This is a genomic window from uncultured Paraglaciecola sp., assembly GCF_943787955.1.
GTDB lineage: Bacteria > Pseudomonadota > Gammaproteobacteria > Enterobacterales > Alteromonadaceae > Paraglaciecola.
Map to the genome: position 1 here is coordinate 74,327 of NZ_CALSOK010000004.1, position 13,115 is coordinate 87,441.

The window sequence follows — 13,115 nt, forward strand, 5'->3', positions numbered from 1 at the left end:
TTTAAACAGGCTCACCTTGAGTACCACTGAGTCATTAATTTCTTCAAATGTCACTTCTAATGAGTAGCCAATAATAGATATTTAACAGTAATATTTATCTCATTAGGAAAATGAGTTCTTGATGGCTGACTCACTCAGGATGTTAACCTTTGCTTGAGGCTGGCTTTGTAGAGAAAATGTTCGTTGAGTGTTGAAATATATAGCCTACCCTGCAACCACACAAGTTTCTCGGCTATTACCAAAGACTATTTCAGGCTATCTAGCTGCTATCATACTATCTATCAGCAGCTCCTCATCCTAAAATTAATCACCTTCGAAATTGAACATGGGACTAAGACAAACGGATGCGTCTAGCCTTTATATATATTTGGTTTAAAAGAGATGAATATAAATATACACAGGAAATTGTATTAGAATTTCAAAAATAAAATAATGTTACCCTTTAACGTTGTTTGGCCATAATAAATAGCGCATCACGTACTGTTTGAGACAAGTAATGTGGTAAAGTAGATACCCATTCAATTCCCCAACACTCAGATTAATTAAGCTCACCTTATGATCCCATGGACCCACCTCGACACTGCAAAAATCCCCAACGATGGCGGTGAATTAAAACTGTCCCAGCGTGGTGATGAATTCTCTATAAAATTGTCAGGTAAACGCGGCGAATTAATGAATAGCCGTGTCTATAATTCAGAAAAAGCGCTATCCCAATTAGGGTGTGCTCATATTAAGCCACACTTAGATGCGCACATTTTAGTAGGCGGTTTAGGCATGGGGTATACTTTAGCAGCAGCACTAAAAGCAGTGAATGCTGACTCTCAGGTCACGGTTGCCGAATTAATACCTGAAGTAGTAAAATGGAACGAAGGACCACTAGGCAACTGTGCTGGGAACCCTTTGCAAGACTCGCGCACTAAAGTACACATTGGCGATGTCAAACAATTGTTGATCACAAGACAACCATCATTCGATGCAATTTTACTGGATGTTGATAACGGCCCCAAGGGGTTGACACACTCAGATAATAATTGGATTTATTCTGAAGACGGACTAAAAGACATATATGACACACTGCAACCCAATGGCATGTTGGCCATATGGTCTGCAGGCCCTGATTATCTATTTACCGTTCGCTTAAAAAAGATAGGCTTTAGAGTAGATACACGTAATGTACAAGCTCGTCCGAGGAAAGGCAGTCAACATACCATTTTCCTAGCCAAGAAACTTTAGCTCCAAATCTACAAGGCAACCCATGTCATTTTCATCTTTGCAGTTATCCCCCCCCATTCTCAAAGCTATCACTGATTTAGGGTATGCCCAACCGACGCCCATTCAAGAAAAAGCTATCCCAGTTATTTTATCGGGTAAAAACCTGATAGCGGCTGCCCAAACTGGCACAGGTAAAACAGCCAGTTTTGTGTTGCCTATTTTGCAACGACTTAATACGGACCATAAGCTGCGAGGTAAACGTGTACGTGCCCTTATCCTTGTGCCCACCAGGGAATTGGCAGTGCAAGTTGAAAAAAGTATTTCAGCATACGGTCAACATTTAGAACTGATATCAATGGCCATGTATGGCGGCGTTGATGCCTCTGAACAAACACAACGTTTAATTTGGGGCGTTGATATACTGGTTGCGACGCCGGGTCGTCTTTTAGACCTCGCACATCAACGTGCATTGCATTTTGATGAACTTGAAATTTTAGTATTAGATGAAGCCGACAGAATGCTGGATATGGGTTTTATTGGCGACATTAATAAAATTATTGAACGTTTACCAGAGCAACGTCAAAACTTGTTATTTTCTGCGACTATTTCAAATGAAGTCCGTGCCTTAGCAAAACGCTCTATCTACAAACCCGTTGAAATATCTATCAAGCAAAACACAGCGTCTACGCCCAAGATTGACCAATGGTTAGTGACAGTTGATAAAGGCAATAAATCAGCATTATTAAGCCATCTCATTAAAGAACAAGAATGGGAGCAAGCGCTTATTTTTATTGAAACAAAACAAGGTGCAGCTAAGTTAGTCAGTCAATTAGACAAACGTGGTATTCCTGTAGACAGTATTCACGGTGACCGAACCCAAGCCGTTCGCGAAAGAATTCTAGCCGATTTTAAGTCTGGTCAAATTAAGTTTTTGGTCGCAACAGGAGTTGCTGCACGCGGGCTTGATATTCAAAATTTGTCACGCGTTGTTAACTATGACATACCTGATCAAGTTGAAGATTATATTCATCGAATTGGAAGAACAGGCCGAGCTGGTGCGTTAGGAGAAGCCATTTCATTTGTGGCTAAAGATAACTTTAGAAATCTATGCGCCATCGAAAGCCGTCTTGGTCATGTCATTACCAGAAAAATGTTTGAAGGATTTGAAGTCAAAAAAACCGTGCCAGAATCTATTCTAAACTACGTGCCTAAAAACAAACGGAAATAGGTTTTCAAATTTTTTAAAGAGACAAATCGGCAGCATGTTCAAGCTAGGCACCCGTAAGCTGTGAACATTTTTTCGTTGTGCCCATTACATTAGAAATCAACGCAACGTTTAAACGCATCAACGGTAGCAACACCTGGCTCTTTGGCACCAAGATTTCTTGACACTTATGTTTTAGCGCCACAACAATTTAACACCTTATTCCAAGGGTCAGTTCAATGCCCTAGACCCAACAAAAATAATGCCTGTTAAATAGACAAGGAATGTGGTCTATTGTTTAACTATTGGCATAAGTTAATGTGCCCTTTCTTTAAATCCAGCTTTGACATTGAAGCAGATCCTAACCTAGAGAAAATATGAAAGTCTTTATTTTATATGCACACCCAGAACCTAATGCCTCGTTTCAGGGGGCCTTACTGAAAAAAGGAGTGGAAACTCTAGAGTCCGAGGGACACGAAGTCATTGTTTCAGATCTCTACAAAATGGGCTTCAACCCTGTGGCCAGTGCTGAGGACTTTACTACGCGCCGCTTTCCTGACCGATTACAGTATGACCGTGAGCAGAAATTCGCGGTGGAAAATAATGAACTTCCCAATGATGTGAAAGCTGAGCTGGAAAAAATATTTTGGTGTGATCTATTTATTGTACAGTTTCCACTTTACTGGTTTTCGACGCCAGCAATTCTTAAAGGCTGGTTTGATCGTGTATTCGTCAACTCTGTAGTGTATGGCGCAGGAAAACGTTACGAAACCGGTGGCCTAAAAGGTCGCAAGGCTATGGTGGTAACAAGTTGTGGTGCTTATTCAGAAATGTTTGAGCCAGATGGCATGATGGGAGATATTAACGTTGCTCTTTGGCACCTGCATAATGGTACATTATTTTACACCGGTTTCGAGGTATTGCCGCCATTCGTTGCCTATTCCCCGGTATTTGGTGGGCAGGATGCCTGCGATAACTACCTTGATGATTACGCTCGCAGATTAACTAATATTGATACCACCACACCAATGAAATTTCATCCTTTGAGCGATTTTGGAGCCGACTTTAAACTCAAGCCAGAAGTCACACCTACCAGTGCAGGGCACAGCCGCTAAATATCATTTCGGATAAAGTTTGCAGTTCGGTCGGGGAATTCGCTAGTTTTTTTCGACTTAACTTAGTTTTTCGGTAGCTAATCGAGATATCCATAGCGACAATGTGCAAAACAGAGCCTCAAACTCCAATATACAAGCAGGACAAACACCGATTATCAGCAACGCAGAAGCTCTTATTTTACCCTCTGGATGAATAGACTCCAACACTTCACCAAAGCTTTTGGCGATAATCAATTTAATTAAAATATATTGATTCGATGTTAGAAACGAAACATAAATACAGTCCTAACCAACACAACAGAACTTTTATACAATAAGATTTTCAAAGGTAAACCTAAATACCTCGCCTCGGGTAACATGTAACACTCGGGTTTGTTCGGGGATAGTGGCGAGTCGACATCTTCCCAGTCATTTATCAGTGACAGCACATGTTTTTGTGGGCCATAAAAGACTAACGTTTTTAAAGCAAGCACAGCGAAAAATCAAACCATCCTTAAAACCTGCAAAATAGCTTGCTTTAAAATTGCTACGCAAACAAAGTCATAACTAGGTAAAAAAGCTAACCAGAACACCCATTGTAGTTCAATCAACTATTTAAACTTTTAGCACAAATTACAACAGGTGTTTGGTAGATTTCTGAACAAAAAGCCCTCTATTTAGAGGTGTCTAAATGTTTTGAAACCTCTTGCCCTTTAACTTTTTCTTTCGCCTCTTTTCTTAATTCTTGACGGATAACTTGCACCTTTTCAAACGTAGCAAAAGCCTCTTGTTTTGATTCAAATTCAAAAATACTTTTTATAGGACAAGACTCTTCAGAGGTCAAAATCTTGTCACGGCCATTGCCACATAATTCTGAGAAGTCGCCCTTAAAGCCAGCCGCAAAACTGGTTTGTAAGGAGTGGCACTTAAACCAAGTCGTGATTAGGTAATAACGGTTCTTCCCGCGGGCATTAATGCTAATGACATCATCCTCGAGCATGCCAAAGCCTCGAATATTATGCTGACGTACACAAGCTCTGCCGTCTTGTTCCGTTTGTGCGCTTAATAATTCGTCGTAACTTGGTAGATTAACGCCCAAACTTGAACATGAAACTAAACTAAAAAATGCAATCATGACGAGACAACGCTTTAAAAAAATCATTATTTCTCCTTTAATACACAAATGTTTGAAGAGGCGTAAACATACCATACCCCCAGGTAGTTGATGAACGTTACATTGTTTTGTACACGCTTACACTGGGTAAAGTTACCGTAGCCATCTTGTACAGGAAATTATCATTACAACCCATATACATGGGTAAACAAACTTAATCCTATTTTATTGGCTGTTTTCGTATAGAATCCTTGACGAAATTTTTACTTGTTAAGTATTTTTTATTTTTAACCGTTATCTGACGACGCCTTCCCATCCCTTTCTAAAATGACACAAAATAATGAATCATAAAACTATAGTAACGCACAACGGTAATTTTCATGCTGATGATGTTTTCAGTGTAGCTGCACTGAAGAGTATTTTTTCTTCTTTTACACTCATTCGTACACGTGATTTAGATATTATCGCCAAAGCCGACATTGTGATTGACGTGGGTGGAGAATACGACCCAGAAACAGACCGCTTTGACCATCATCAACGCGGTGGTGCAGGAGAACGAGCGAATGGTATTCCCTACTCCTCATTTGGTTTAATGTGGCAAAAATACGGCTTATATATATGTCAGGGTAACCAAGACGTTGCCAATGCAGTTGATGCGGACCTAGTATCCACAATCGATGCCATCGATTGTGGTCATGTCAAAGGTGTGCCTGAAGGTATTAGCCTTAGCCAAACTATTTCAATGTTTAACCCAACTTGGCAAGAAGATAGCCACTTTGATAGTTGTTTTGATGAAGCGGTTGATTTTGCATCTCGGGTTTTAACACGATTTATCGCAACTGCTAATGGAGGCATGAGTGCAAAAACAATTGTGGCGAATGCAATTGACAAGGCACAAGATCCAAGAGTAATTGTATTGGAAAAATATACGCCGTGGAAAAAAACGGTTCACGCTTTGTCTGAGGAAGCTTTGTTTATGATTTACCCCTCTGGGACTGGACAATGGAGAATTCAAACGGTACCTGTTGAACCGGGTTCATTCGAAGACAGAAAACCCCTGCCTAAAAAATGGGCGGGCTTATCTGATATAGCGCTGCAAGATGAGACAGGAATTGATGACGCAATGTTTTGTCATAATGGCTTATTTATTGCCGGTGCGGGATCATTTGAAAGTACCATGAAAATGGCCGTTATCGCACTTCAATAGTAGCGAACTAATCATAAGCAGAACAACCTTGGTAGACTTAGGGTTGTTCTGATTCTAACTAATCTACAGACAGCGTAGCTATTTTCAAAAACCCTTACCGCAAAACAACCATGGGTACTTTGCAGCGTTCAAGCATTTTTAACGTGTTACTGCCTAAAAAGAATTGTCTCAGTTTGGAGTGTCCAAAAGCCCCCATGACAATGAGCCCTATATCATGGGCTTCTTTATATTCCATAAGCGACTCATGTATGTTGCCTTCTATGAAAGATGCTGTGACATTAAAGCCCTTTCCTTCCAGCTTTTGTTGGGCTAGTACAAACTTATCATTCTGATTTGACTCATTATTTTTTACAGAAACTAGGTGGCAGTGAAGACCATGTAATAATCCACCGTCGATAACCCGTTGCAGGGCTATTTCAGCCGTTTCTCTTCCATCATAGGCGATCATAAATGAGACGGGTGTTTTGAACGTGTCTGGGATTACCATGACGGGGTGTGACGCCTTTCGCAACAACGTCTCTATATGAGAGCCAAGCGCATTAAAGTTGCCATCATGCCCCTTGCCACTGCGGCCAATAACGATGAGGCGGGTTAGACCTTCAATATCGTTTATTGAGTCAACCAAGTCGCCATGCCTTTGTAATGACTCAACCTCACCAACCCCTGCTGTTGATGCTTGTCGTGAAACATAACCGAGTAATTCTTTGCCTAACTGCAATGCAACTTTACTGCGTTGCTCATCCAGTTTTGTCATTTCATCTAACAGCACTGTTCGCGCACCAAGGCCAATAGCCCCAGTGTAATCATCTGCGCCATGCTGCTGTTCTTTTTCTAGTGTATGTAAAAAAAGAAGCGGTTTATTTAACTTTTTTGATGCCCAAACCGCTGCCTCTGTTACAGCTGAAGTAATTGCAGAGCCGTCTACACAGGTAATTATTTTTGTCATTATTATCTCCTTAATGTCCGTCAAACAGTTTTTCAACTTCTTTAGGGTCATTGTGCGCCCCAAATTTATCTACCACTGTTTCTGTTGCCTCGTTCATACCAACGATTGTAACAGTCGCACCTTCACGTCGGAATTTAATCACAACCTTGTCTAGTGAAGATACGGCGGTAATATCCCAAAAGTGGGCATGGGTGAGATCAATCACAACAATTTCTACCGCTTCTTTAAAATCAAATGCGTTGGTAAATTGCTCCGCTGAAGCAAAAAACACCTGACCGATAACTTCGTAGGTGCGCTTATTTTCAAGCTCATTAAAGTCAGACTTCACCATCATAAGTCGGCCAATTTTATTTGAGAAGAACAAGGTAGCTAATAGCACACCAATTAGCACACCAAAGGCTAAATTATGCGTGGCTACAACAACCGCAACAGTGCTTACCATGACAATACTTGATGACAAAGGGTGAGTGCGTAAGTCAGTAAGAGAAGACCAAGAGAATGTACCGATTGAAACCATTATCATGACAGCAACTAATGCTGCCATCGGTATTTGACGTACCCAATCATCAAGAAATACAACCATAATGATCAGCACAAGACCAGCAATAAAAGTAGACAGTCGCCCTCTTCCACCAGACTTCACGTTAATAATTGATTGCCCAATCATGGCACAACCTGCCATACCACCAAATAGCCCAGCACCAATATTAGCAATTCCCTGGCCTTTACACTCTTTATTACCGTCACTAGTAGTATCTGTCAATTCATCAACTATGGTTGCTGTCATCATAGATTCAAGTAAGCCGACCACAGCCAGTCCTGCCGAATAAGGTAAAATAATCAACAACGTTTCCATATTCAGTGGCACATCAGGCCATAAAAATATCGGTAGGGTATCGGGCAGCTCTCCCATATCACCTACCGTCCTGATGTTTAGGTCTAGAGAAATCGCAACAATGGTCAACGCTACAATACACAGCAGTGGTGAGGGGATCATTTTTCCAATAGCGGGAATATAAGGAAAAAGATAAATAATGCCAAGTCCTGCAGCCGTCATCACATAAACATGCCAGGTAACATCGGTTAGTTCAGGTAATTGTGCCATAAAAATCAAAATGGCCAGAGCATTAACGAACCCCGTTACCACAGAGCGCGAAACAAACCGCATCAAACCACCCAGTTTAAGATACCCCGCGCAAATTTGCAGCACCCCCGTCAGTAAAGTGGCCGCTAGCAAATACTCTAAACCGTGATCTTTGACCAGCGTAACCATTAATAGAGCCATGGCACCGGTTGCGGCAGAAATCATTCCCGGCCTACCGCCCACAAAGGCAATGATCACCGCTATACAAAATGAAGAGTACAAACCCACTTTTGGGTCAACACCTGCAATAATGGAAAAGGCAATGGCTTCAGGTATCAGGGCTAATGCCACAACAATACCAGCAAGCACATCACCACGAATATTAGAGAGCCAGTCTCTTTTCATGTGTTCGAGCATGTGAATAACCTAATTTAAGAATTCTGTTCCAGACAGAAAAAGATGTATGATTTTGTTTAAAAAGTAGTCAATCGCGAGTCATGCGTTAAAGGGTATATCTAATGATGGGTTTACCTAAGGCAATATAACTGTTAAGAACAACTTCCCTGATTTAATTTTAATGCAAATAATACCGCTTTTGTAATTTTGTTACAAATATAGATAGTCCGCAGCAGCAATAAATTGTTTGTGCTATTAATCGACAGCCCTTTTAATTGCACAAACAGATAACACGGATCACATCAGCGGGTCCCAGTGTTTTGTGATTTTGCCTGTTACATCTCAATTATAATTCGATACAGAACATACCATCAGTTGTGATGACATCGTGCTATGTGCTATGTGCTATGTGCTACAAAAGATTATTCTTTGTGCCAGGCCAGAGTACATGTTTACCCTATTTTTTTGTGACCAGACCTATAGTTGATTTGATTCCCATTAATGTGTTTAAAACACATCTTTCGACCTTATCTGAGCCAATTGTTCAAGCAACAGGCGGCATTTTATTCTGATGTGTCAGCGCAACAATGATATAAAGATAACAAGTAATCAAAAGCGATAGTCATATATGAGTTTTTCTGCGTTAGCGTTAGATAAATCCCTAACAGATGCCGTTAGAGCATTGGGATACGAGAGTCCAACACCGATACAACAACAAGCGATCCCCGCCATTCTTGCGGGTAAAGATATTATGGCAGGCGCCCAAACAGGTACGGGAAAAACAGCAGCGTTTGCCTTGCCCATTCTGCAGCAGCTAATAAAACAGACTGGTGCTCTGAGGCCTATACGTGCATTAATATTAACGCCCACACGAGAGTTGGCGCAGCAGGTGTATAAAAGCATTCTAGGTTACGCCAAAAATACACAACTGAACGTTGCTGTTGCCTATGGCGGTGTTAGCATTAACACACAAATATCCGCAATTCACAAAGGTGTAGATATTCTGATCGCCACTCCTGGGCGATTGTTAGATCATATAGCTAAAAAAAACGTCGATTTAAGTCAGCTTCAGACCTTTGTTTTTGATGAAGCCGATCGTATGTTAGACATGGGATTTAAAGATGAAATTGATCAAATTTTAAATCGAGTACCAAACAAGCGACAGACCTTGCTGTTTTCTGCAACATTTGATGATGCTATTTTTAAATTGAGTAGAACCTTACTTAATGCCCCTACACTGATAGAAGTCAATGAACGCAATGCAGCCGCGGTTCAGGTGGAACAACGGGTATACACGGTTGATAGTGATCGCAAACGGGAACTGACGTCTTTTCTGATAGGTTCAAAAAACTGGCAACAAGTCTTAATTTTTACGCGCACCAAAAAAATGGCTGATGATCTAGCCAAAGAAATGTGTAAAGACGGTATCCAAACCCAATCTCTCCATGGTGATAAATCACAAGGCGCCAGAGAAAGAGTACTGGCAGAATTTAAACAAGGTAAAACCAGAGCGTTAGTGGCAACAGATTTAGCAGCAAGAGGGATTGACATCATAGATTTGAAATACGTGATCAATTACGAATTACCCTATGTTGCCGAAGATTATATTCACCGCATTGGCAGAACAGGTCGAGCCGGAAATAGCGGGTTAGCCATTTCACTGATGAGTCCAAATGAAGAATGGTTATTAGAGGCCATTGAGAAAGTGCTCGACAGCGTATTGTTACAACAATGGCTACCAGGTTATGAGCCTGATTTAACAAAACAAAACCATCCAGCCAAAAGAAGCAGTAAAGGTAAACATAAGCAACAAGCCAGAAACAAAGCACTGGGTCACAAGTCGCCAAAAAAAACAAGGTGATGATTATCAAACTAGACTAAACACAACCATTTTTTAACTGGATAAACAGTCCATTGATGAACAGCAGCCTTGTTCAGCAGCCAGTTAAATTCCCCCAAACCCAACAATCAGTGACTGTTGAGTAGGTCATGGATAAGCTTCATTCTCAAAAATACAAGCAGTGAGGTTGGCTTAACAAGGCAAACCTCATGTTGAAGTTATTTTATCCTATTCAAAGCATGCCTCACAACTGAGTACTTTCGAAGTCATCTGCTATATTTACCATCAGCATAAGGAATGATGATTTAATTTAGTGTCAATTCATGTTTAAAAAAATCAAAGATAAGGAACCATCATGGTATTTGGTGATAAGAGTCTTCAACGACGTGATAAAAATATTCAACGAGGAGATAAGGGGACAGACGTTGTAGAACTCCAACTTAAGTTAAATGGATTTCGCGGCACAGTCTGGGATGGTGATTTTGGACCTGGCAGTGAACTTCAAGTAATGGCATTTCAACGAGAGGTCATGAAAATAACCTCACCTTCAGGTATTTTTGATGCAAACAGCTTCGATGCATTGCATGAATTTGAAATAAACAATCCTATAGATTTCGCCTCTATTCGATGTCCCTGCGGACAATGCGATGGGTTTGGACAGGGCCGATTTAAAAATAAATATAGAGCCGACAAACCCAAAATTGAAGCCTATCATCGCCGTGAATATCCGGGGGTACACAAAGCCATACTCTACGCATTTAGAGCTGTGTGTTTCCACCTGAAAAACCATGATTTCCCCCTGCCAATGCTAACAAGTGGCTATCGTTGCTGGATACATAATGAAATGAAAGGCCGACGCTCAACAAACCATATGGGTAAGGCGATTGATATTGATTTCCCAGCGCAGCCAGGTGAATTCAAACGCGATGATGCTGAACGATGTGACAGGGCCAGGGATTTACTGGTGGATAAAGCAGGGTTTCAAATCGGGTGGCATGGAAACAATAGAAAAGCCTTAGAGCCGGCCAGTATAGCCCCAACATGGCTACATATGGATGTACGCTGTTATAGCCAAAAATATCTTGCTGATACATTTTTTGTAACTGACGAATCGCAATTATAATCACAAATATGTATTAATTTTAGACTCAGTTAATTTTACTGAAGTAAAAGGAGGTGCTACGTTTTCTGTCATTAATGGGCGTACTGACTTTTCCTTCATCACAAAGGCATCTAACTGTTCATAACTCAGTCTATGGTTCACTTTCCAAAGCTTAATGCAGCACATTAGGCCCCATAGCCCATAACTCGGGATGTTGGCTGTGTGTTTGCGTTACGAACAAGAGGACTTTCATCTGGGGCGACTTATACTTCAAACGTCTACTTATTTATCTCGACGCGTAGGGCTTTTTAGTGATTTTTTTAGGTTGAGCACTCTAATTTGTTATGTTTTTATAAGCGTATTAAATAATATCGCCTTGTTTAAATAGCCATTCAATTTCCTGAAATGCTCTTCATAGGATGATAAACAGGTAATTTTTCTACTAGGTGACATAAAAATGGCATTCCTTCCTGATATTCATTCTATTGTTAAACGCAACATTAGCCTCACAGAAATGGGGGTAAGAAGCAGTCTGCGACTTACCCTAACGATGGCCAAGATGACGCCTTATGCAATCCGTTGGGGAATAAAACGTAAACTTCCCCCTGCGCATGAAGTAAGAGAGCTCTTTGAGGCGCTCGGAGCAACGTATATTAAGTTTGGTCAATTCATCGCCAGCTCACCCTCCATCTTCCCAAAGGAATATGTAGAGGAATTTGAACAACTGCTTGATCAGACAACGCCTATAGCCTTTCGTACCATCAAAAAGATTATTTCTGAAGATTTAAAGCAACCCATAAACCGTGTTTTTAGCCATATAGACCAACAACCTTTAGCCTCAGCATCTATCGCACAAGTCCATGCAGCGATATTGGTGACAGGAGAGAGCGTGGTGGTAAAAGTTCAAAAACCGGGTGTGCAGGCGATTATTACTGCTGATTTAAATACAGTGTATGTATTGGTGCGAGTATTAGAATTTATGTTGCCTAACACGGACAGAGATGCATTAGCGGGTATTGTGTCCGAGATGTATCAAGCAATGATAGACGAGTGTGATTTTATTAAAGAAGCTGAGCATATTAAAGTCTTTAGAAACTTTCTCGAATCTTTGAGCATCAACACAGTGGTGGCACCCAAGGTCTATGACAGAGCATCAGGTCTGCATGTATTAACCATGGAACGTTTTTACGGATGTGCATTAACTGATAAAAGCGCGAGCGAAAAATCTCAAGGTGATCCAACCAAAGCCTTATTTGAAGCTTTAAATGTCTGGTTTGCTAGCTTGATAAACTGTGAAGTGTTTCATGCTGATCTTCACAGTGGCAACATGATGCTGTTTGAAGATGGGCGAGTTGGGTTTATTGACTTTGGTATGGTAGGCCGGGTAAGTCCTGAAACCTGGCAAGCCGTGTTCAGTTTGTTCAAAGGCTTAAATGAGCAAGACTATGCACTCGTTGCGGATGCTATGTTAGCAGTGGGAATGACCCGTAAAAACATAGATAAGCAACAATTATCACGTGATATAGAATACGTATTTCTATCAATGAACACCTTAGATAATGAAGACTTAATGGCTAACGATGGCTTAAATGTTAGCCCCGCAGTGAATGACGTTATCAACACATTAGCCGAAGTAGCAAGAAACCACGGTATTTGTTTCCCCCGTTCTTTCACCTTATTATTAAAACAGTTTTTATACTTTGACCGTTACATTCAGATACTCGATCCAGATGCCAACCTATTTGATGATGAACGCATTAACTTAAACTTCTAGCGCTAATGTCCATGTTTGGCATTTGAAATCACACAGATTATACAAAGAAGCTGCGAAATTTCATATACTTGTGAGTAGGCACAGTGTGAATTTACATCTCATTTAAACTGATTTTTCCATGTCATCAACATATACGGACTAT

Annotated in this window: 10 protein-coding genes; 7 read left to right on the forward strand and 3 right to left on the reverse strand. The window is 40.8% G+C overall.

Features of this window, described 5'->3' with window-relative positions; genetic code table 11:
- Positions 1-555: 555 nt before the first annotated feature.
- The 3 genes from Q0Y52_RS04155 (at position 556) to Q0Y52_RS04165 (ending at position 3,531) form a co-directional block, all read left to right on the forward strand.
- Positions 556-1,233 (forward strand): MnmC family methyltransferase, encoded by a 678-nt coding sequence (locus tag Q0Y52_RS04155; protein ID WP_297818395.1) that lies wholly within the window; start codon positions 556-558, stop codon positions 1,231-1,233.
- Between the two features lie 22 nt (positions 1,234-1,255).
- Positions 1,256-2,440, forward strand: coding sequence for a DEAD/DEAH box helicase (locus Q0Y52_RS04160; protein WP_297818397.1), 1,185 nt, complete (start codon positions 1,256-1,258; stop codon positions 2,438-2,440).
- A 353-nt stretch (positions 2,441-2,793) separates the two neighbouring features.
- A complete protein-coding gene (locus Q0Y52_RS04165) occupies positions 2,794-3,531 on the forward strand; it encodes an NAD(P)H-dependent oxidoreductase (RefSeq protein WP_297818400.1) in 738 nt (245 codons plus the stop codon).
- A gap of 652 nt (positions 3,532-4,183) precedes the next feature.
- Here Q0Y52_RS04165 and Q0Y52_RS04170 read toward each other — a convergent pair.
- Positions 4,184-4,672, reverse strand: a complete 489-nt coding sequence (locus Q0Y52_RS04170) for a DUF6491 family protein (protein WP_297818403.1) — start codon at positions 4,670-4,672, stop codon at positions 4,184-4,186.
- Between the two features lie 292 nt (positions 4,673-4,964).
- On the opposite strand from Q0Y52_RS04170, the gene Q0Y52_RS04175 reads away from it, so the two are divergent.
- On the forward strand, positions 4,965-5,831 hold the full coding sequence (locus tag Q0Y52_RS04175) for an MYG1 family protein (RefSeq protein WP_297818406.1): 867 nt from the start codon (positions 4,965-4,967) through the stop codon (positions 5,829-5,831).
- 94 nt (positions 5,832-5,925) lie between these two features.
- Here Q0Y52_RS04175 and Q0Y52_RS04180 read toward each other — a convergent pair whose 3' ends face one another.
- Positions 5,926-6,777, reverse strand: a complete 852-nt coding sequence (locus Q0Y52_RS04180) for a universal stress protein (RefSeq protein ID WP_297818409.1) — start codon at positions 6,775-6,777, stop codon at positions 5,926-5,928.
- 10 nt (positions 6,778-6,787) lie between these two features.
- Positions 6,788-8,278, reverse strand: a complete 1,491-nt coding sequence (locus tag Q0Y52_RS04185) for a SulP family inorganic anion transporter (RefSeq protein ID WP_297818412.1) — start codon at positions 8,276-8,278, stop codon at positions 6,788-6,790.
- Positions 8,279-8,885: 607 nt separating this feature from the next.
- Between Q0Y52_RS04185 and Q0Y52_RS04190 the strand changes: the two genes are divergently transcribed.
- The 3 genes from Q0Y52_RS04190 to Q0Y52_RS04200 all read left to right on the forward strand — a co-directional run bounded on the left by Q0Y52_RS04190 (position 8,886) and on the right by Q0Y52_RS04200 (position 12,973).
- On the forward strand, positions 8,886-10,118 hold the full coding sequence (locus Q0Y52_RS04190; protein ID WP_297818415.1) for a DEAD/DEAH box helicase: 1,233 nt from the start codon (positions 8,886-8,888) through the stop codon (positions 10,116-10,118).
- A gap of 334 nt (positions 10,119-10,452) precedes the next feature.
- Positions 10,453-11,220 (forward strand): hypothetical protein, encoded by a 768-nt coding sequence (locus Q0Y52_RS04195; protein ID WP_297818418.1) that lies wholly within the window; start codon positions 10,453-10,455, stop codon positions 11,218-11,220.
- Between the two features lie 436 nt (positions 11,221-11,656).
- A complete protein-coding gene (locus Q0Y52_RS04200) occupies positions 11,657-12,973 on the forward strand; it encodes an AarF/UbiB family protein (protein ID WP_297818421.1) in 1,317 nt (438 codons plus the stop codon).
- The last annotated feature ends 142 nt before the right edge of the window (positions 12,974-13,115 follow it).